This window comes from Sinorhizobium sp. CB7 (genome assembly GCF_041357635.1).
GTDB lineage: Bacteria > Pseudomonadota > Alphaproteobacteria > Rhizobiales > Rhizobiaceae > Rhizobium.
The window spans coordinates 208680-229916 of sequence record NZ_JAULLL010000002.1 but is presented as its reverse complement, the minus strand read 5'-3'; the positions used below and the strand labels follow the sequence as shown (position 1 = coordinate 229916).

Genomic DNA, 21237 nt, shown 5'->3' with positions numbered 1-21237 from the left:
ACTACAAACGCACGATCCAGTAAATGGTTCCCGCGATGGGCGAGGATTTTAGTTCAACGCGAACTTGATTGCTTGCCGCGATGACCGGAAACTTCTGCTCCAGCGTCGTACGGCAACTGTAGAAACCGGAGTGACGAAACAACGCCGATGAAGCCGACCACGAAAAACGCCCAGCGAAAATCGATCAATGCGGTTTCAGCGCCTCCGCGAAGGAGCCGCGAAACATTCAGCAGCGCCGCCGCGACCGCGACGCCGAGAAGCATGGCGACCTGTTGCAGCATGCTGGAAAGGGTCGAGGCGGAGCTGCGCTGAGTCGGATGAATGTCGGCGAATGCTAGCGTGTTCAGCGCCGTGAATTCCATCGACCGTGAAAGTCCGGCCAAAAGCAGCAGCGCGAAAACCACGATTTGCGGCGTGGACGGTGAAAGCAGCCCGCAGGCCATGATCGAAAACGAGGCGATCAGACCGTTGAACGCGAGGACTGCGCGGAAGCCCAACAATCTCAAAAGCGGCGTGGTCACCACCTTCATCCCGAGGTTGCCGACAAAATAGACAAGCAGATAGGTCCCCGCCTCGATCGCATCCATGCCGAAGGCGACTTGAAAGAGCAGCGGCAGAAGAAAAGGGGTGGCATTGATGGCAACGCGGCTGGCTGTTCCAGCAGAGAGCGTCGATATCGAGAAGGTCTGAATTCGAAAGGCAGAAAGATCGAGCAGCGGCCTTTCAACGCGCAGGAAATGTCGGGTGGCCATGACCGAGGCGAGAATGCCGACGATGAAAAGCACGACGATCAGCGGCAATGCGACCGCGCCTCGAACCGAGAGCTCAAGCCCGGCAAGCAGCGCCGTAAGCCCCGTGGCGGACAGTAGAAAGCCACAAATATCGAGCTTGCCGGGATTGCTCTCGTGCTGCTCCGGAACGAAGCGTAGCACGAGAGCCAGCCCAAGAATGCCGATCGGAATATTGATCAGAAAGTTCCAATGCCAGCTGGCATAGGTCGTAATGAAGCCGCCGAGGACTGGGCCGACGACCGGAGCTGTCAAGGCCGGCCAGGTGATGAGTGCAATTGCTTGCACGAGCTCGGATTTGCGGGCGTTTTTGAGGACGATGATGCGTCCGACGGGCGTCATCAATGCGCTGCCCGCCCCCTGCATCGCGCGGGCGACAACGAATTCCGCCAAGCCTCCGGAAAGGCCGCAAACCAGCGAGGCAAGCGTAAAGACGGCGATCGCCCACAGAAAGACCCTGCGCGCGCCGAAGCGGTCGCCGAGCCAGCCCGACAGCGGAATGAACGCGGCCATCGTCAGCATGTAGACGGTAATGCCGATGCTCATGGCGACGGGTTGCACTCCGAAGGACTGCGCCATCTGCGGCAGAGACGTGGCGACGATCGTTCCGTCCAGGATCTGCATGAAGAAGGCAACCGCCACCACCAGCGCTACAATTCTCGCCTGCCTCCCATCGCCCGTCTTTTGCGTATTTTCCGTCGTCTGAACCGCAGTCATCAATCTACCAACGAACAATGCGTGGCGAGGAACTCGCCGAATGAAAGGAGCGAAGCCGAAGCGGAAAGGAAAACCCGGCCCGGTAGCAGCAGGAGGCCCACGCAAGAAAAGCGCGAATGAACCACGCGTGATGTGAATACCTCTGTTAATCCCGGTGGAAAAGCCTAGTTTTCGCTTTTATTGCCATTCCGTTAAGCGTATCCGAACGAAAGGTCGCCGCAATCGCATGGCTATGCGATTGCGGCGACGGCATCCAAGAAACTAGGTCCTATTGATTCGCGTCCACTTCCTTGTAGGCGGCGTCTAGATAGGATGTGTCGATCCACTTGTCGTAGTCGACCGAACCCTTCAACAGCTTGGCTTCCGCCATGAACTGTTCTTCGCCCCTCAGCGATCGCAGCGCCTCCGGCGTGATCCGTGGGTCCTGATGGAAGACGTTGTCCTTATAGCTCTGACGCACCGATTTTTCCGAGGACTTGGTTTCGTCGACGAAGATCCTGATCGTCTCCTCCGGGTGCGCGTCGGCCCACCGCGCGGTCTCGATATCGACCTTCAGAATACGCTTGACGATATCAGGATATTTACGGGCGAATTCGCCGTTGACGGAGATCAGGAACGGTGCAGACCATTCGGGATGCGAGCTCGCGTCAAGGATGACACGGGCCTGTCCGGTTTCCACCAGCTTTGCGGCCACGTCGCCGCTTTCGACCACGGCGTCGACGTCACCGCGCACAAGGGCCGGGCCGGATGCGTCGAAGGCAAGGTTCAGGGATTCGACGTCGGCGAGCGTCAGGCCTATCGATTTCAGCGCCTTGGCGAAGGTTGAATGGCGGACGGTCCCAGTCAGATAGGCGACCTTCTTGCCTTTCAGATCCTCCAGCGTCTCGATCGGAGAATCTGCGCGCACGATGACTGCCGAGCCATTCTCCTTGACGAAGCTGGAGAGACCGATCGCCTTTACGTCCGCGCCGGCAGCCGCCACGCGCAGGGCCGGATTATTGCCGGTATAGATGACCTCGACGGCGCCCGTCGCAAGCGCCGTGGTTGCTTCCGAGCCGCCATTGGTAAACGCGATGAACTCGACCTTGATACCGTCCTTCTCGAATTCCTTTGCGAGCGTGCCGTTATGACGCTCGAGGATGAACTTGAGGTGGCCGGGAGCGGTACTGCCGACGCGAATGACATCCGGCTTCTCTTCCGCAAAAGCCGAAGCAGAGAAAATCGCCGTACCTATTGCGGCCACCGCAAGGCCCTTGACCAAAGAACGTCGTAGCAAGGTGAGGTTGATGTTTGTCATGAATGGTCCCCTTGGAGAAGATGAATGGATCAGGCGTGCGAGATTTCGGAATGGCCCTTCCAGGCCGTGGCCCAGCGCTCGAACCAGACGAGCATGTAGTTCACCAGGAGGCCGATTGCCGTCATGGTGAGGATGCCGGCATACATGTCCGCTGCTTCCATCATGAGTTGCGATTGCTGGATCAGGAATCCGAGACCGGATTTGGCGGCGAGCATTTCAGCGCCGATGACGGCGAAGATCGAGGATTTGACCGCCAGCCGGGCGCCGGAGACGATCGAGGGAATGCTCGCCGGAAGGATGACCTTGCGGAAGAGATCGAGATCGGACGTACCCATCGAACGAGCAGCCTTGAGCAACAGCGGATCGACGGATTTGACGCCGCTGATCGTATTGATCAGCAGGAAGAAAACCGAGGAATAAAAGGTGATGGCGATTTTGGATGCCTCACCGATGCCGAGCAAGAGGATGAACACCGGAAGCAGCGCGAATTGCGATGTGTTGCGCAATGTCTGGACCAGAAGATCGGAAACCTTTTCGAAGAGTGTATAGCGCCCCATCAGAAACCCGAGCGGCACCGCGACGACGGTCGCGAGCAGAAAGCCAATCGCCGCGCGCTGCAGGCTGATGCCGATATTGGCCGAGAGCGTCCCGTCGAGAAGCATCGCGTACCAGGCCTCGCAGACTTCGGTGAGCGGCGGAAAGAAGATACGGTTCAGCCAGCCTGAACGCGGCGCGATTTCCCAGAGCGCAAAGAAGATCACGAGCAGCGGCAAGCCATAGGTAAAGGTGCCGAATTCAAGGCTATGCCCGCCCCTGCTTCTGGCGGGCGCACGCCTGCGCCAAAGCGGCCAAAACCCTGCGCCGAGGCCTGTTTTGTCACTGACATATGCCATGGTCTACTCCGATTTCAGTGAGCGTAGGCGGGCGAAAGCGCCCAGTCCTTCTGCGCCTTGTTGACTTCGTCCCGCAGCGCTTCCCAGACGCGGCCGCGATGGGCATTGAATTCCGTGCTGGCGCGAATGTCGCCGTCTCGTGGGCGTGGGAGGTCGATATCGATGATTTCCTTGACTGTGCCTGGACGAGCGGTCATGACCACGATCCGATCGGCAAGATAGATCGCCTCGTCGATCGAATGGGTGACGAAGATCACCGTCGTGTTGATCTTCTCCCATATCCGCAGCAGCTCGGCCTGAAGGATCTCGCGCGTCTGCGCGTCCAACGCTGCGAAGGGCTCATCCATCAGCAGCACTTCCGGATCGGTTGCAAGCGCGCGGGCGATCGCCACGCGCTGCTGCATGCCGCCGGAAAGCTGGTTGGGAAAGCGATCCTCGAAGCCGGAAAGGCCGAAGAGCGAAAGGAAATAGCGCGCCTTCTCCGTGCGCTCACGCTTCTGCACGCCACGCACTTCCAGCGCATATTCGATATTGGCAAGCGCCGTGCGCCATGGAAATAGCGCATATTGCTGGAAGACATAACCGGTTTTCGGATCAGGCCGGACGATCTTTGCGCCGTCGATATGAACGACGCCCTCCGACGCCTGGGTCAGTCCGCCGATGATGTCCAGAAGCACCGACTTGCCGCTTCCACTTGGACCGACAAGGGTAATGAATTCGCCCTTGCGGATCGTCAGGTCAACGCCATCCAGGACGGTGATTTGATTGGATTCACGGCCATCGATGTTGACGTATTGGCCAGGTTTGAGCTGAAACGTCTTGTGGACGTCAGTGACTGTGATGCGGTCCATTTCCTGCTCCATGCTTTCCGGCTTTAGACCTGTGCGACGCGAATGCGATGGGTCGGATCCCGCTCTGAACCACCGGGTTTGCCACGCTTCCACCCAAGCGCTCTCGAATAACTGCCGAAGAGCCCGCGCCTCTCGACTTCCTCCTCGCTGATCGCAATCGGGCCGTCCGCCCGTTCGGCCACGTAAAGCGCGTCCGTCGGACAGTAGATTTCGCAAAGGAAGCAGGTCTGGCAGTCGTCCTGCCGCGCGATAACGGGCACGCCATCGGCAAAATCGAAGACATTCGCAGGACAGACTTTGACGCAGATATCGCACTCGATGCAGCGCCCTGCGGAAATGATCTCGATCATGATGCGAGCTCCTCGCGGCGCTCGGCCTCGCCGCCCACACGCACGTCGTCGACGCCGGTCAGAACGATACGGCGCGTGAAGGCGGGGTCGTTGCCCTTGAAATCGGAACGGCGATGCATACCGCGGCTTTCTTTGCGCGCGAGTGCGGCCATTAGCGACCAGCGTCCGGAGGCGGCTATGGCGGCAGCCTCACGGCTACGCAGCCGATCAGCACCATCGCCGGCCAGATGGTTTCTTACATCGCTCCAGAGAGCATCGAGACGATCGTAGCTCGCCTGAAGCCGTGAACCTTCGCGGAAATAGTTCCTTTCAAGTGGAATAACCTCGGCACGAACGGCATCGATGACATCCCCGGCCGTGAGATCTTTCCTAACGGCGCCGGAGGCGCGCAATCCGGCTTCGCCGAGCGGTCTGGATAACGCACGGAAAGCCTTGTCTTCGCGCCGCTTCGCATGGCTCGATGCACCCTGCCCGGCCCACCAGCCGCTGGCGATCGCCCAGGAGGAATTGACCGCGCCGCCACCGGACACCGCACCCGTCATATTCTCCCGGCTGGCCGCATCACCCGACACGTAAAGACCCGCGACACCGGTACCGCAATCGGAAGTCGCTACGCGAATGCCGCCGGTACCACGCACCGTGCCTTCAGCCTTGAAGGTGACGCGGAACATCTCCTTGAACGGATCGATCGGGGCGCGATCATAGGGAACGAAACAGTTCGGCTGGCCCCGACGAAGCCATTCCTGCAGGGCCGGTTCAGCCTGGTCGAGGATGGCATAAACCGGAGCCTCGATCATCGCCCTGGCGATCTCTTTTTCCCGCTCGCCAATGCCGTTCGAAAGATGATTGCCGTCGCTGTCGAGGATCGGTGTACCATCCTGGCGATAAAAGGATGCCCAACGGAACGGCAACCCTTTGTTTAGCGACGAACCATAGGGCGCCAGCGTGTACTTGCCGGTGAATTCCATGCCGGAAAGGCTGGCACCGGCCTCCGCCGCCATCAGATAGCCGTCACCGGTCAGTGACGTTGCGCCGAGAATGCGCTCATGAAAGGCGCAGCCACCCGTTGCAAGCACGACAGCATGGGCATCGACGCGCCAATCGCGATTGCGCTGGCGGTCGATGCCTGCCGCCCCAGTCACAGCCTCTCCGTCGGAATAAAGTTCAAGAGCCGGATGATGATCGAGGACGGTAACACCCGCGAGCAGCACGCGACGACGCATAAAGGCCATGTAGTCTGGTCCACGCAGATTGGCGATATAAAGCTTGCTTTCGTCGTCGCTCGGGAAGGGATAGCCCCATTCGGCGAGCTTCAGCAGGTTCTCGTAGGCGCGGTCGACACAACGCAGCATCCAGCGTTGGTCGCCAAGATTGCCGGTACGCTGCCAGCGCCGCTCGACGATCTGCTGCCGGTTCTCGCCGGACGGTACGCACCATGTGCCGGTATTGGAAGGGGCGGTTGCGCCACTGGTTCCAAGATAGCCCTTATCCGCAAGGATAACACGCGCGCCGTTCTCGGCCGCCGCAAGCGCCGCCCAGGCGCCTGAGGGGCCACCCCCGATCACAAGCACGTCCGCCTGAAGATGCAGGGGATCGCTGCCCGCCGAGTCTCTACGCTTCAGCGACATTCGATGTCTCACAAAAATGCAAGGGAAAAGGCGGCTGCAGTCAGCCGCCGCGACAGCCCGTCACGCAGCCTTGGAGGACCAGGACGGTTCGTTGCCGGGCTCCCACTTGATGTTGCAGCCGATCGAGGGGATCTGATCTTCGGCGGGCTTCGCACCGGCGATAACGGCGTCCGCGGCAGCACGGAGATCCGCTCCCGTCACTTCCTTGCCGTTGCCCGGACGGGCATCATCGAACTGTCCGTGATAGACAAGCCGGCGATTGCCGTCGAAGAGGAAGAAGTCCGGTGTGCAGGCAGCGCCATAGGCCTTGGCGACGCTTTGAGACGCATCCTTGAGATAAGGGAAGGAATAACCGACCTTTTCGACCTCTTCGCCGATTTTGGCAAGCGATTCCTCGGGATGCGCCTTTGCGTCGTTGCTATTGATTGCCACAATCCGCAGGCCTTTTGGGGCATATTCACGGGCAAATGCTGCAAGCTGTTCACGGATCAGGAGAACGAAGGGGCAGCGGTTCGAGATGAAGGCGACGAGCAAAGCCGGTGTCCCATCGAAATTGGAAAGCTTATGAAGCGCACCGTGAGCATCGGACAGGATGAAATCCGCGGCCTGGGTTCCCAGGGAAATTGCATTGGATTCGGTCTTTGGCATTTAAATCCCCTACGTGGAGCAATTCGCCGGCCGGAGGCCGGTTGTGGAATGATGAACTCCTTAAATCTATAAATTTTATCGTTTATTTACAGGAAGATTTTTCTGCCATTTGGCGAAATGGTGAAATTTTCGCCTGATCTAGGGGTAAAACAGAATTGACGCAGTTGTTGGCATCGGAGCTTGGCGAAATCGATAGAACCGTGATGTCGCGTGAGCGATCGGATCTATCCTCACGATCACTTGATAGTTTCGCGATGGAACCGTGATGAGCCGATGGAAGTTTTCGCGCCGTTAGCAACATGCTCACAGAGAGGATCAAATGTTTACCCGCATTCTCGCAATCTCCACACTTTCCCTCCTCATGGCCTCCGGTGCTTTCGCTGCAGGCACCAAACTGTCAGCCGACATGTCGGACCCGAATGCGCATGAAGCCACCGGCCCCTGGACCACGCTTCACAAGACTTCCGCTGGCGTGGATCGGACCGTCACCAACAGCATAACCCCTGACCATCGCAACTGCAGGGATATGCCCGGCCCGCAGAACGTCACGAGCCTCGCTGACTCGCATACAACCCAGAGTCGCAACTGCGACTGATACGGAACGACGCAGTAAACGAAGGCCGGGGTCCCCCCTCCCCGGCCTTTTGATTTATCGGTTGCATTGCAACCGATTCCCTCATGTCTTCCTCAAAGACACGTGATAAGAGGAACCCATGAGAACAGCGCCCGCCCTCAAATTCGTCGCCTGGATTATTCTTGCGGCGATCTTCATCGTTTCAATCGCTCCGGTATGGGTCGAGCCCACACTGGTGATCTCCGAAAATACCGATCGCGCCCTGGGCTTCCTGATGGCGGCCTTCGCATTCATTCTGGCCTATCCCCAAAGACCTATCCGGCTCGCGGCTCTTCTGATCTGCGCAGCCGTCATCTCGGAGCTGCCTGAATTTTTGTGGCCAGGAAAGCATGCGCTCGTCGAGGACGCTATGGCAAAGTCTGGCGGTGTCGTCCTGGGCGTCACCTTCGGTTGGCTCTTCAACCATATAAGGCCAGGCCTCAAGCGCCACTTTCCCAGCCCCTACGACCAATGAGCTTACAACCTGCCTCAAAGCCGGTTGGCGGGGTCGCATTTGCGCTATAAGGATGTCTCGCGAGTCTTAACCCGGTCCGTTCATCCATGGTTATCCTGCGACGTTAAATGAGACCAAATCCCCTTGCCGTTTTGGTCATCGATGAAAACCGCCTCCGCGCCTCGATCATTGAGGCGGGCCTGCGTGAGGCCGGTTATGAAAACGTCACTCTCATCCATGACATCAACGGAATCGCCCGCAAGATCGGAGAGATCAATCCCGATGTGATCGTCATCGATCTGGAAAACCCCAATCGCGACATGCTCGAAAACATGTTTCAACTGTCGCGCGCCGTAAAGCGGCCGATCGCCATGTTCGTCGACAGGTCCGACGAGGCGTCGATCGAGGCGGCCGTGGAGGCAGGTGTTTCCGCCTATATCGTCGATGGTTTGAAACAGGAGCGGGTCCGGCCGATCCTGCGCATGGCGATCAGTCGCTTCAACGCCTTCGCCCGCCTTAACCGCGAGCTCGAGGAGACACGCGGCGAACTGGAAAACCGGAAGGTGATCGATCGCGCCAAGGGACTGCTGATGAAATCAAGGGGACTTTCGGAAGAGGAAGCCTACGCCCTGATGCGCAAGACGGCCATGAACCAGAACCGCAAAGTCATTGAAATCGCGCAGAGCCTCCTCACCGCTGCCAGCCTGCTCGATCCGGGAGGGAACACATGACGACGCACGCGATCACGGCCGGGTTTCTTCCCCTGCTCGACAGCGCCCTCCTGGTCGTAGCCAGAGAAAAGGGCTTTGCCGCGGAGGAGACGGTCGATCTCGTGCTGGTCCGCGAAACCTCCTGGGCCAATATTCGCGATCGCATTGCCGTCGGCCATTTCAACGCCGCCCATATGCTGGCGCCCATGCCGATTGCCGGGAATCTCGGGCTGACGCCTCTTGCATCACGCATGATCGCGCCTCTGGCGCTCGGCCTCGGCGGGAATGCCGTCACGGTCTCGAACGGCCTTTGGTCCCAGATGGCAGCCCATGGTGCGAGCGATGATCTCGACGCTGCCCGAAATGGCGCAGCGCTCAAGGCAGTTGTCAGCGACCGCAGACGGGCGCCCTTGCAATTCGCTGTCGTCCATCCGCATTCAGGACATAACTACGAGCTGCGCTATTGGCTCGCCGCATGCGGCATTGATCCCGACCGCGACATCGAGATCATCATCTTGCCGCCGTCCGAAATGGCCGATGCGCTCGGTGCCGGAAAGATCGACGGCTACTGCGTCGGCGAACCCTGGAACACGGCTGCTGTTGCCGGCGATCACGGGCACATAGCGACAGTGAAGGCAGCGATCTGGAAATCCAGTCCGGAGAAAGTGCTCGGCACCCACGCCGATTGGGCCGATAGCCATCCTGAGGCGCTGGCCGCCCTCCTGCGGGCGCTCTATCGCGCAGCCCTCTGGTGCGCGAACCCCGGCAATCGCGAGGCTTTGGCCGAAATTCTGGCCAAACCTGCCTATATCGGACGTCCTGTCGAGTGGCTGCTGCCGGCGCTTTCGGGCGAGTTGCGGGTCGGTGGAGGCAAGATCGTCAAGATCACCGATTTCTTCGTTCCCCAGGCCAAGGCGGCGACCTTTCCCTGGAAGAGCCATGCGCTGTGGTTCTATACCCAGATGGTGCGGTGGGGACAGGTCGCACACAATGCACGAAACGAAGCTATTGCGCGCGATACCTATCGGCCCGACCTGTATCGCTCGGCGCTGAAGCCGCTCGGCGTGCCCCTTCCGGGCGCCAGCGCCAAGGTGGAGGGCGCATTGCGGACGGAGACTCCTGTCGGTTCCTCGGACGCCAGCTTGACACTTGGCCCGGACGGCTTCTTTGACGATGGCCTGTTCGATCCGGACAAGGTCGATGACTATATCACAGCGCAGACCAACACTTGAGCACTCTGGATTGCTGCACGATTATTGTGCATAGCAGCAACACCAGCTCATTGTTTGGTCAGCCGACGTGTCTGCTACAAGCCTATCCCTTAATATTGCTATCTATTTTCATTTGGCACGGACCTTGCTTCCATTAATCTGAGGCCAAGAGGGCCGCATAATTCGACGTCCAACGCCGGGCGTCCCAAGCAAAGCCGCTGATCAGGACGAACGAGCACAGTGCTGTGCGCGAACCCTGAGCAGCGGCTTCTTTGTTTCATCGCCAACGACTGAATGGCGCGGCCAGGATCGCGCACGGAGAACCTATGTCTGCTTACCAGCCATCACAGCCGATATCGGCGGAGGCGCCAAACCGGGCCCTCTGGATTTCAACCGTCGCCTTCACGATCTGTTTTGCGGTCTGGACGATCTTCTCGATCATCGGCATCCGCATCAAGCAGGAGCTCAATCTGAATGAATCGGAGTTTGGCCTGCTCATCGGGATGCCGGTGCTGACAGGATCACTCATCCGTATCGTGCTCGGCGTATGGACCAGCCGATATGGTGGGAGGCTCGTTTATACGGTGACGATGCTTGCCGCCGCGCTGGCCACATTTCTTCTCGCCTACGCCAGAACGTATCCGGAAATGTTGATCGCAGGGCTTGGCGTGGGCATTGCAGGTGGGTCCTTTGCCGTCGGGGTCGCCTATGTTTCACCCTTCTTCCCTGCAAGCAAGCAGGGTACCGCGCTAGGCATCTTCGGCGCCGGCAATGTGGGAGCCGCACTGACCAAATTCGTGGCACCATTGGTGATGGTCGCACTCGGCTGGCAGGCGGTTGCGCAGATATGGGCTGCCGCGCTTGTCATCATGGCGATCGTCTTCTGGTTCTCGACCACCGACGATCCGGATTTTCGCGAACGGCGCCTCCGTCAGGCAGCACCGAAAAGCTTCCTGCGCGAGCTGGAACCGCTGAAGAATCTCCAGGTCTGGCGCTTCTCGCTTTACTATTTCTTCGCTTTCGGCGGCTTCGTTGCCCTTTCGCTGTGGCTGCCGCGCTATCTCGTCGGCGTCTATGACTTCCGCATAGAAACGGCCGGGATGCTGGCTGCAGCCTATTCGATCCCCGGCAGCATTTTCCGTGCCTATGGCGGCGTACTCTCCGACAGAATCGGTGCACGGAAGGTCATGTACGCGACCCTGATCGTTGCGGCCCTGACAACGCTCATTCTGTCCTTTCCCCCGCACCTGATCACCCCGACGATCTTCGTGGCCGTGATCTTCATCCTCGGCTTCTTCATGAGCCTCGGCAAGGCGGCCGTCTACAAGCACATCCCCGCCTATTATCCCGGCAGTGTCGGCGCTGTCGGCGGCGTAGTCGGCATGATGGGCGGTCTCGGTGGCTTCGTTCTTCCGATCGCCTTTGGCATTCTCAAGGACGTGACCGGCCTCCCGTCGAGCTGCTTCATGCTGCTTTTTCTGATCGTCGCCCTGTCCCTGGCATGGATGCATGTCTCCATCCTGCAGTTGCAGAAACGCAACCCTGCCCCAGCCGGCGAAAACGTCTTTGCGCAATAATCGAGATCGGAGCGAGATAATGCCCCAGAAACTTGTCATCATCGGCAACGGCATGGCGCCAGGACGGATGCTCGAGCATCTGTTTGAAAAGGCGCCGGGACTTTACCAGGTCACGATCTTCAATGCCGAACCGCGTGTGAATTACGACCGAATCATGCTCTCCCCGGTTCTGTCCGGAGAAAAGGACTATGAGCAGATCATCATCCACGGAGACGGCTGGTACATCAAGAATGGCATCACGCTCTACAAGGGCCACAGGATCGTCTCGATCGATCGTGTGGCCAAGACGGTCACTTCCGACCACGGCGTCGTCGAAAGCTACGACAAGCTGGTGATCGCCACAGGTTCCGTGCCTTTCATCATTCCCGTTCCGGGCACGGATCTGCCAGGCGTATTGACCTACCGCGATCTCGACGATGTCAACGCCATGCTCCTTGCCGCGCAATCGCGGGCAAAGGCCGTGGTCATCGGCGGCGGCCTGCTCGGCCTGGAAGCGGCGGCTGGCCTTAGTTCACAGGGCATGGATGTGACCGTCCTTCACGTCATGCCGACGTTGATGGAACGCCAGCTCGACCCCGCCGCCGGCTATCTGCTGCAGAAGGCCGTCGAGGAACGCGGCATCAAGGTCATGACCAAGGCCAACACCAAGGCGATTGTCGGGAATGGCAAGGTTGAAGGCGTCGAGCTTGCCGATGGAACAATTGTGCCTGCTACGCTCGTCGTCATGGCCGTTGGTATCCGGCCGAGCGCTTCGCTGGCGAAGGATGCCGGTCTCGCCGTCAATCGCGGCATTGTCGTCGATGACGGCATGGGCACGTCCGATGGCGATATTCTCGCGCTCGGCGAATGCGCGGAGGTTGGCGGTCAAGTCTACGGCCTGGTAGCGCCGCTCTATGAAATGGCTCGCGTTGCGGCTGCGCAGCTTGCCGGCGACAGCACCGCGGCATTCGTCCATTCGGATACGCCGACGAAACTCAAGGTCACGGGCATCGATCTCTTCTCGCTCGGCGATTTCGCCGATGGCGACGATCGCGAGGAAATCGTGCTGCGAGATGCCAGCGCCGGCGTCTACAAGCGCCTGGTCCTGAAGGATAATCGCATCATAGGAACCGTGCTCTATGGTGAGACCGGCGACGGTGCCTGGTTCAACGACCTCAAGAAGAAGGCGACCGACATTTCCGAGATGCGCGAGACGCTGATCTTCGGCCAGGCCTACCAGGGAGGATCGCCGCTGGACCCTATGGCGGCCGTTGCAGCCTTGCCGGATGATGCGGAAATCTGCGGCTGCAACGGCGTCTGTAAGGGCAAGATCGTTTCGACGATCACCAGCAAGGGGCTGACGTCGCTGGACGACGTCCGCGCGCACACCAAGGCGTCTGCCTCCTGTGGTTCCTGCACCGGGCTCGTCGAGCAGCTGATGTCGCTGACACTCGGCGACAGCTACAATCCGAAAGCTGTCCAGCCGATGTGCACCTGTACCGAACTCGGCCACGATGACGTTCGCCGCCTGATCAAGGCCAAGGGCCTGAAGACCATACCGGCCGTCATGCAGGAGCTCGAATGGAAGACGTCCTGCGGCTGCGCCAAATGCCGACCTGCCCTCAACTACTACCTCGTCTGCGACTGGCCGGACGAATATGCCGATGACTATCAGTCGCGCTTCATCAACGAGCGTGTCCACGCCAATATCCAGAAGGACGGTACCTATTCCGTCGTGCCTCGCATGTGGGGCGGCGTCACCAACTCGAAGGAATTGCGAGCCATCGCAGATGTTGTCGACAAGTTCGACATTCCGATGGTGAAGGTGACCGGCGGCCAGCGCATCGACCTTCTGGGGGTCGAGAAGGAAGATCTTCCCGCCGTCTGGGCCGATCTCGGCCAGGCCGGCTTCATTTCCGGCCAGGCCTATGCCAAGGGGTTGCGCACCGTGAAGACCTGTGTCGGCTCCGACTGGTGCCGTTTCGGCACACAGGATTCGACCGGCCTCGGCATCCGCATCGAGAAATTTATGTGGGGTTCCTGGACGCCCGCGAAGCTGAAAATGGCGGTCTCCGGCTGTCCGCGCAATTGCGCGGAGGCGACCTGCAAGGATATCGGCGTCATCTGCGTCGATTCAGGTTTCGAGATTCATTTCGCCGGTGCGGCCGGCCTCGACATCAAGGGCACGGAAGTCCTTGGTCTCGTCAAGACGGAGGACGAGGCGCTGGAGCATATCGTGGCGCTGACGCAGATGTACCGCGAGCAGGCCCGCTATCTCGAGCGCATCTACAAATGGGCCAAACGCATCGGCCTCGACGAGATCCGCCGCCAGATTATGGAGGATGCGGACAAGCGCAAGGCCTATTTCGACCGCTTCGTCTTCAGCCAGAAATTCGCCCAGGTGGACCCCTGGTCGGAGCGCGTTTCCGGCAAGGACAAGCATGAATTCCGGCCGATGGCGACTGTCGGCTTTCCCGAGGCGGCAGAGTGAGATCATGGATATGAACTGGATTGCGATCGGCAATATCTCCGACATCCCGCTGCGCGGCGCGCGTTGCGTAAAAACCCCTCAGGGCAAGATCGCCGTTTTCCGGACGGCCGAAAACGAGGTTTTCGCCATTGAGGATCACTGCCCGCATAAGGGCGGGCCGCTCAGCCAGGGCATCGTTCACGGTACGGCCGTCACCTGCCCGCTGCACAACTGGGTGATATCGCTGGAGACCGGCAAGGCCCTCGGCGCCGACAGCGGCGAGGTCCGCACAATCCCGGTTCGCAATGAGAACGGCGCCCTGTCCATCGCCCTCGAAAGTCTGTTGATGGCAGCGGAATAGATGGCACGCGAGGTCAAGACCACCTGTCCCTACTGTGGCGTCGGCTGTGGCGTCATCTCAAAGACCAGCGATGACGGCACGATTACGGTCAGAGGCGACCCGGATCATCCGTCGAATTTCGGCCGGTTGTGCTCCAAAGGATCGGCGCTTGCCGAAACAGTCGATCTCGACGGGCGGCTCCTCTACCCCGAGATCGGCGGCCGCCGGGCAAGCTGGAATGATGCTCTCGATCTCGTCGCCAGGCGCTTTTCGGAAGCCATCGCCGAGCATGGCCCGGATTCCGTCGCCTTCTATGTTTCCGGTCAGCTTTTGACCGAAGATTATTATCTCGCCAACAAGCTGATGAAAGGCTTTATCGGATCGGCCAATATCGACACCAATTCCAGGCTCTGCATGTCGTCCTCGGTGGCCGGGCACCGCCGCGCTTTCGGCTCCGATACCGTACCGGGGGTCTATGAGGATCTTGAGCTTGCCGATCTGATAATTTTGACCGGGTCCAATCTCGCCTGGTGCCACCCGGTCCTCTACCAGCGCATTGCGGCCGCCAAAGCAGCTCGCCCGGACATGAAGGTGGTCGTCATCGATCCCCGGCGAACGATGACGGCCGATATAGCGGACCTGCATCTGGCAATCCGTCCCGATGGTGACGTCGCCCTGTTCATGGGCCTGCTCAGCCATCTCTCGGGCGCGGATGCAATCGACCGGCAGTATGTGTCCCGACATACTCATGGGTTTGCCGAAGCTCTCGAAACTGCGAGCACATTGAACTTCGACGACCTGCTGGAGCGCACCGGCCTGCCGGCTGCGCAATTGCGTGAATTCTTCCGTCTGTTCGAAACGACCGAGAAGGTCGTGACCTGCTACAGCCAGGGCGTCAACCAGTCGACCTCGGGCACCGACAAGGTGAATGCAATCATCAATTGCCACCTGGCCACCGGCCGCATCGGCCGGGCGGGTATGGGGCCGTTTTCCCTGACCGGACAGCCGAATGCAATGGGAGGCCGCGAAGTCGGCGGTCTCGCAAACATGCTTGCCGCCCATATGGCAATCGAAAGTTCTGAGGACCGGGATCGGGTGCAACGTTTCTGGCAATCGCCGCGGATCGCCGAGAAGCCGGGCCTGAAGGCCGTTGACATATTCCGAGCCGCAGCTGACGGCCGTATCAAGGCCCTCTGGATCATGGCGACCAATCCCGTCGTCTCGCTGCCGGACGCGGACGCCGTTGAAGCGGCAATCAGGGCCTGCCCTTTCGTTGTCGTCTCCGACATCCAGAAGGAGACCGACACTACGCGTCATGCCCATGTCCTCCTGCCATCGCTCGGTTGGGGAGAGAAGGACGGGACGGTTACCAACTCGGAGCGTCGGATCTCCCGCCAGCGCCCGTTCCTCGGTAATCCCGGAGAGGCAAAGCCCGATTGGTGGCAGATAGCGGAAGTCGCCCGCCGCATGGGATTTGCCACGGCCTTCGATTTCGACTCTCCGGCCGATATCTTCCTGGAACACGCGGCCCTCTCCGGTTTTGAAAACAACGGTAGCCGTGATTTCGATATCGGCGGCCTCGCGGCAATGGATGAGGCCGCCTACGAGGCTATATCCCCTTTCCAGTGGCCGCAGCCGGCAGGACCGGTGCCAGGCGCCCGCCGTTTCTTCGCTGATGGTGGCTATTTCCACCCGGATCGCAAGGCACGTTTCGTGCCTGTTCTACCGCCCTTGTCGAATCGCACCAACCCGGATATCCCGTACACGCTGAATACCGGTCGTATCCGTGATCAATGGCATACCATGACCCGGACCGGCAAAAGCGCCCGGCTGTCCGCCCACATCGCCGAACCCTTCGCAGAAATCCATCCGCGCGACGCCGCAGCAATTGGTGTTGGCGATGCGGATCTCGTCGAAATCGAAAGCCCGCATGGCAAGGCAATCGTCCGCACACTGGTGACCGAGCGCCAGGCGCGCGGCAGCATCTTTGCCCCAATGCATTGGAATGATCAGTTTGCCGCCAAGGCCCGCATTGATGCGGTCGTGGCCCCATTGACGGACCCGATTTCCGGCCAGCCTGCATCGAAGAATGTCGCCGTTGCCGCACGGCCTTTCCAGGCAACGCATTACGGCTTTGCCGTCTCGATCGCCAAGCCCGACCGGTTAAGCGCGGCCTATTGGGCCCTGGCGAAAGCCGCAGGCGGCTGGCGCGTCGAACTGGCATTCGAACGCTCGATGGATGATTGGGCAGCCTGGTGTCGGAACGCCTTCGATATTCCGGAACATATCGAGCCGCTCGGTTATGCCGATCCGCAATCCGGCGATCTGCGGCTGGCCTTTTTCGATGGGGACAAACTGCTAGGCGCCCTGTTTCTTGCACGGCAGCCTGTGGCCGTCGCCCGCAACTGGGCGATCTCACAGCTTTCCGTGCCCCATACGGATCTCAGAAAGCGCTTCGCAATCGTTGCGGGCCGCCCCGGCGCTGGCAGACCGGACCCGGGCGCAACCGTCTGTTCCTGCTTCGGCGTCGGCGTCAACCAGATCGTCGCCGCCGTTCGTGGAGGTTGCCGCAGCGTCGAAGCGATAGGCAAGGAGTTGAATGCGGGGACAAATTGCGGCTCTTGCCGAGCCGAGATCAGGGGGATTATCGAGGGCTGTGTTGTCGCTGCAGCGGAATGAAGTGAGCCTGCAGAACACAGTCTGAATCCATTCTTCGTATCCAATGGTCCTTGTCTTGCCAACGGCAGAGACCAGCCATTGCTTTTTTCGAATTTCCGGGAACGTTATCCGTCTATCGTCATCCAATCATGGATTGGAGGTGAAACGTGAAGACAACGCTCCCCGGCAAACAGGCGAAACATGCGTCTGCCGATCTCGCGAGTGATGCCGAGCTGGTTGAACGCGCCCGCGGCAATGATCCAGACGCGTTTCGGTCGATCATGCGAAGGCACAACCAGCGCCTGTTTCGCATAGCGCGCGGCATCGTTCGCAACGACGATTCCGCTGAAGACATCGTTCAGGAAGCCTATTTTCGTGCGTTTACCCATCTGGATCATTTCCGGGGCGAATCGTCTCTTTCAACATGGCTATGCCGCATTGTCATGAACGAAGCACTTGGGAGACTTCGCGCGTCATCGAGAATATCGGAAATCTCTTTTTCCGCGGATGAACGCGGCGCGGAGATATTGCGATTTCCGGGCGGCGCAGCACTGGACGACCCGGAAAAAACAATGGCGCAACGACAGATACTACAGCTTGTCGAGCAGGCGACGGATGCCTTGCCCGATGATTTTCGTCTCGTTTTCATTGCACGGATCATCGAAGGGATGAGCGTCGAGGAGACGGCAGAACTTCTCGCAATCAAACCCGAGACCGTCCGAACAAGGCTCCATCGGGCTCGAGCGTTATTGCGAAAGCAAATCGACAGCCAGATCGGTCCGGTGCTGCTCAATGCCTTTCCATTCGCGGGACGACGCTGCGAAGGACTGTCAGCCCGTGTCATGCTTCGGCTGGGCTTCGAGAAATGATTGACAGTTCCGGGAACGTTTCGGCCGGATTGGCATCCAACGGGTGTCAGTTCTCAAAAGGAGACCGTTCCATGTTCGCCCGTTTAAGCACCGTAGTCGCCGCCATCTGCCTTTTAAGCCCTGCTGCTTATGCCGCGGGTACAGCTCCAACAGATCCGCAGATTGCTCATATCGCCTATACCGCCGGCGAAATCGATATCGAGGCGGCCAAACAGGCAATCAAGATTTCGAAAAATGAGGATGTTGTCGCCTTTGCAAAGGACATGATCCGCGACCACGAAGCGGTCAACAAGCAGGCGCTGGATCTCGTGAAGAAACTCAAGGTGAAGCCTGAAGACAATGATACCAGCAAATCCCTGGTCAAGGCTGCAAAGGCAGAACACGATCGTCTCTCCAAACTCAAGGGAGCGGCGTTCGACAAGGCCTATGTGGATAACGAGGTCGCTTATCATAAACAGGTGAACAAAGCGCTCGAAACCCAGCTCATACCGTCCGCACAGAATCCGGATTTGAAGGATCTGCTCGAAACCGGACTTAAGGTGTTCCAGGGCCATGAGCAGCACGCCGAACACGTCGCGGCCGAGCTGAAATAGGCACCTGCGCGATGCCGGTAAAACGCTTTTTGTTAAAGCTGTGCGGGGTGGCAATGACATTGGTCGCCCTGCCCGCTCAATCCGCCACGATTCAGGTCACGATGGAAAAACTGGAGTTCAAACCCGCCCAGATCGTCGCCGCAGTGGGAGACACGATCGAATGGGTAAACAAGGATATCATGATCCATTCCGCGACCGCCGATGGCGTTTTCGATGTCGTGACGCAGCCGCATAAGACGGCTTCGATTCAGATCACGAAGGCGGGAACCTATAACTACTATTGTCGGTTTCATCCCAACATGCGCGCGCGAATCGAGATACAGCCGAAGTGAGCAGAGCTAAACGATTCTTCCGTTGCCGCAGAAATGAATAAAGGGATCCCGTCGGCGGTTGACGCCGACCTTCCGAGACGTTAGCAGACGTTCGTCCGCAGGGGGGATCGTTCTCGCATGGAAATATTTACGGCCGCAGGTTTTTCAGCTTTTCTACAAGTTGTTGCCATCGATCTTGTCCTTGCCGGTGACAACGCCGTAGTCATCGGTTTGGCGGCCGCAGGTCTTCGCCCGGATCAGCGCAAGAAAGCAATTTTGGTCGGCATCCTTGCCGCGACGATCCTGCGCATTCTCTTCGCCACTGTCGCCGTTCATCTTCTCAATATCATTGGCCTGCTCTTGGCAGGCGGTCTGCTGCTCTTGTGGGTGTGCTGGAAAATGTGGATCGAGATTCGAGCGACCCATGCAACGGCCCCCGCCACCGCTTCGGATGCCGGCTCCACCGAACCCGCGTTTAAAAAGACCTTTTTCCAGGCGGCAACCCAGATCGTCGTTGCCGACGTGTCGATGTCGCTCGACAACGTTCTGGCTGTGGCCGGCGCGGCTCGGGAGCACCCAGCCGTTCTGATTATCGGCCTTGCACTGTCTATCGCGATGATGGGGTTCGCAGCGAATTTTATCGCGCGGCTGCTCAGCCGTCACCATTGGATTGCCTATATCGGCCTGGCGATCATTGTCTATGTCTCGCTCAACATGATTTATCATGGCTGGCTCGAGGTCTGGCCGCAAATGGCTTCGCTGGCTGCGGCCTGACGTCTCGGCAGTACGTTCAAGCCCACCGAATTCTCGATAGGTCGGAATATTTCGGTTGAATTTAATGTGAGATTCAATCAACCATTCCGCGTAGAAGCGGAGTGGGTGACCCATGCGATGTAACGATCATATCAGTACTACGTTGTCTAGAAAATTCTTGTTTTCGCTCTCATTAATAGTGAGCATATGCTCGAATTCGCATGCGGAGGAGAAGTATCCCGCCTTCTGGCGCAAAACCATGACCAATGATCCTGCAACCAATATCTACTTGGCAAAGTTTACGCGATCACTGGGTAACCCCGCAGCTGAAACTCTTCGAAATGTGATGCTTTCCCTTGTGATCGGACATCTTTGCGAGGGCGCGTCGGTGAACAAGCAGGTCGCCAACGCCTATCTTCAACAAACGGGATACTTCGCACTCAAGGGCAAGGCGTGGGATGACGCCACCTTCCTCGCCCAAAGTGAATTCTCCTATTTCGACGTCAGAGCACTCGCGCATCTTTGCGCTGGAACCGACTATCTCTTTGGAAAATACGGGAAGCTGGCCACGAACCTTCTGAAATCCGGGTCGGGCGAGCCCAAATTGCCCTACGATCCGGCCAATCCCTATATAAAGGTTCCCCCGCTACCAAAGCCAAAGAGCTAATCACGGGGCTTGCTCGAATCAGCTGTCCCGATTTGCGATTAGATCGTGGATTAACCACGTCTATTAGGCTCCCATTAAGCCTCAGCCCTCAGTTTGCGTCGCCGTGGCTGGGAACCACTCATTGAGGATCGAACCGATGACCTATGGTGCCGTTTTCATTGCCGGCTTATTTGCATTCGTGATCACGATCATGGCGATCGGCAGCAAGCCGGCATCCGATTTTGAATCCGCTGCCTCTTCACCTTGGCCTCAGGTCGAGGCCACGAAAACCGATCGAATCATAACGGGAAGTGTACCCGCACGTTGAAGGCCGCTTGCGGACGACAGGCCGTCGGCGCTTGCGTTGACGGGCGGGTCTCGTCCTATAATTCCGCTCGTCATGCAAATGACAGTGAATCGCCCTGCCCTGCAAGGAAAGCATAGGCCAGCCAAGATGAACAAATGGCTTCTGCCGAGTTCATCGTCGGTTCAGTCTCAATACATCATCCTGATCTTGGCTGGGCTTCAGGAGGCTCTTTATGAGAATGATGATCATCGCGGCAGCGCTTATCGGCGGCTTTGTCGCAACAAACGCAAATGCGATGCCGATTGCTCCCGTCAACGTCCAATCGCAAGTGATCAAGGTAGATTATGAATGCGGCCGAGGCTGGCATCTGACGCGCTGGGGCGAGTGCAGGCCCAACAGATGGGATCGGCGGCCACCACCCAGATATTCCTGGCACCGCCCGCCGCCTCCGCGCTGGGCCTGGGATGGCCCGAGGTGGCGGGACCGCGAACGGGGCTACTACGACGGATACAGATACTGACAGCACTTGAAGCCGATGTCAGACGCCATATCTTCTGTGTGGATCGCTTCTGAT

The 21237-nt window shown here is 58.9% G+C and carries 21 protein-coding genes; 14 read left to right on the top strand and 7 right to left on the bottom strand.

All coding sequences use genetic code 11. The features are described 5' to 3' along the window. Positions 1–53: 53 nt before the first annotated feature. The 7 genes from AAE029_RS05250 to AAE029_RS05220 all read right to left on the bottom strand — a co-directional run bounded on the left by AAE029_RS05250 (position 54) and on the right by AAE029_RS05220 (position 7172). Positions 54–1505 (bottom strand): MFS transporter, encoded by a 1452-nt coding sequence (locus tag AAE029_RS05250; protein WP_371071748.1) that lies wholly within the window; start codon positions 1503–1505, stop codon positions 54–56. Between the two features lie 268 nt (positions 1506–1773). Beyond that, positions 1774–2802 (bottom strand): aliphatic sulfonate ABC transporter substrate-binding protein, encoded by a 1029-nt coding sequence (locus tag AAE029_RS05245; protein WP_371071747.1) that lies wholly within the window; start codon positions 2800–2802, stop codon positions 1774–1776. 29 nt (positions 2803–2831) lie between these two features. Further along, complete coding sequence (locus AAE029_RS05240) at positions 2832–3695, bottom strand: ABC transporter permease (protein ID WP_371071746.1); 864 nt, start codon at positions 3693–3695, stop codon at positions 2832–2834. Between the two features lie 14 nt (positions 3696–3709). Next, positions 3710–4546 carry an ABC transporter ATP-binding protein gene (locus AAE029_RS05235; RefSeq protein ID WP_371071745.1) on the bottom strand — a complete coding sequence of 279 codons (837 nt, stop codon included), beginning with the start codon at positions 4544–4546 and terminating at the stop codon, positions 3710–3712. Positions 4547–4569: 23 nt separating this feature from the next. Further along, complete coding sequence (locus AAE029_RS05230) at positions 4570–4896, bottom strand: 4Fe-4S dicluster domain-containing protein (protein WP_371071744.1); 327 nt, start codon at positions 4894–4896, stop codon at positions 4570–4572. Continuing rightward, on the bottom strand, positions 4893–6524 hold the full coding sequence (locus AAE029_RS05225; protein ID WP_371071743.1) for an FAD-dependent oxidoreductase: 1632 nt from the start codon (positions 6522–6524) through the stop codon (positions 4893–4895). Before AAE029_RS05225 ends, AAE029_RS05230 begins: the two co-directional genes overlap by 4 nt. A 60-nt stretch (positions 6525–6584) precedes the next feature. After that, positions 6585–7172 (bottom strand): thioredoxin family protein, encoded by a 588-nt coding sequence (locus AAE029_RS05220; protein ID WP_371071742.1) that lies wholly within the window; start codon positions 7170–7172, stop codon positions 6585–6587. Positions 7173–7491: 319 nt separating this feature from the next. Between AAE029_RS05220 and AAE029_RS05215 the strand changes: the two genes are divergently transcribed. From AAE029_RS05215 to AAE029_RS05150, 14 genes are all read left to right on the top strand, one after another. Further along, positions 7492–7767, top strand: coding sequence for a hypothetical protein (locus AAE029_RS05215; protein ID WP_371071741.1), 276 nt, complete (start codon positions 7492–7494; stop codon positions 7765–7767). A 118-nt stretch (positions 7768–7885) separates the two neighbouring features. After that, the gene (locus AAE029_RS05210) at positions 7886–8260 is read left to right on the top strand and encodes a VanZ family protein (protein WP_371071740.1); all 375 of its coding nucleotides are present in this window, start codon (positions 7886–7888) and stop codon (positions 8258–8260) included. A gap of 107 nt (positions 8261–8367) precedes the next feature. Beyond that, positions 8368–8970, top strand: a complete 603-nt coding sequence (locus tag AAE029_RS05205; protein WP_371071739.1) for an ANTAR domain-containing response regulator — start codon at positions 8368–8370, stop codon at positions 8968–8970. After that, complete coding sequence (locus AAE029_RS05200; RefSeq protein WP_371071738.1) at positions 8967–10181, top strand: CmpA/NrtA family ABC transporter substrate-binding protein; 1215 nt, start codon at positions 8967–8969, stop codon at positions 10179–10181. Before AAE029_RS05205 ends, AAE029_RS05200 begins: the two co-directional genes overlap by 4 nt. 305 nt (positions 10182–10486) lie before the next feature. Next, the gene (locus tag AAE029_RS05195) at positions 10487–11737 is read left to right on the top strand and encodes a nitrate/nitrite transporter (RefSeq protein WP_371071737.1); all 1251 of its coding nucleotides are present in this window, start codon (positions 10487–10489) and stop codon (positions 11735–11737) included. A 19-nt stretch (positions 11738–11756) separates the two neighbouring features. Beyond that, a complete protein-coding gene (nirB, locus tag AAE029_RS05190) occupies positions 11757–14207 on the top strand; it encodes a nitrite reductase large subunit NirB (protein ID WP_371071736.1) in 2451 nt (816 codons plus the stop codon). Positions 14208–14211: 4 nt separating this feature from the next. Beyond that, entirely contained in the window at positions 14212–14547 is a 336-nt protein-coding gene (gene nirD / locus AAE029_RS05185; protein WP_371071735.1) for a nitrite reductase small subunit NirD, read from the top strand. Then, positions 14548–17205, top strand: coding sequence for a molybdopterin-dependent oxidoreductase (locus AAE029_RS05180; RefSeq protein WP_371071734.1), 2658 nt, complete (start codon positions 14548–14550; stop codon positions 17203–17205). 146 nt (positions 17206–17351) lie between these two features. After that, positions 17352–18053 (top strand): RNA polymerase sigma factor, encoded by a 702-nt coding sequence (locus AAE029_RS05175; RefSeq protein ID WP_371071733.1) that lies wholly within the window; start codon positions 17352–17354, stop codon positions 18051–18053. 71 nt (positions 18054–18124) lie between these two features. Next, entirely contained in the window at positions 18125–18646 is a 522-nt protein-coding gene (locus AAE029_RS05170) for a DUF4142 domain-containing protein (RefSeq protein ID WP_371072101.1), read from the top strand. A gap of 53 nt (positions 18647–18699) precedes the next feature. Further along, positions 18700–18978, top strand: a complete 279-nt coding sequence (locus tag AAE029_RS05165; RefSeq protein ID WP_371071732.1) for a cupredoxin domain-containing protein — start codon at positions 18700–18702, stop codon at positions 18976–18978. A 117-nt stretch (positions 18979–19095) separates the two neighbouring features. Beyond that, the gene (locus AAE029_RS05160; protein ID WP_371071731.1) at positions 19096–19731 is read left to right on the top strand and encodes a TerC family protein; all 636 of its coding nucleotides are present in this window, start codon (positions 19096–19098) and stop codon (positions 19729–19731) included. Positions 19732–20056: 325 nt separating this feature from the next. Continuing rightward, complete coding sequence (locus AAE029_RS05155; protein ID WP_371071730.1) at positions 20057–20377, top strand: hypothetical protein; 321 nt, start codon at positions 20057–20059, stop codon at positions 20375–20377. 518 nt (positions 20378–20895) lie between these two features. Further along, the gene (locus tag AAE029_RS05150; protein WP_371071729.1) at positions 20896–21183 is read left to right on the top strand and encodes a GCG_CRPN prefix-to-repeats domain-containing protein; all 288 of its coding nucleotides are present in this window, start codon (positions 20896–20898) and stop codon (positions 21181–21183) included. The last annotated feature ends 54 nt before the right edge of the window (positions 21184–21237 follow it).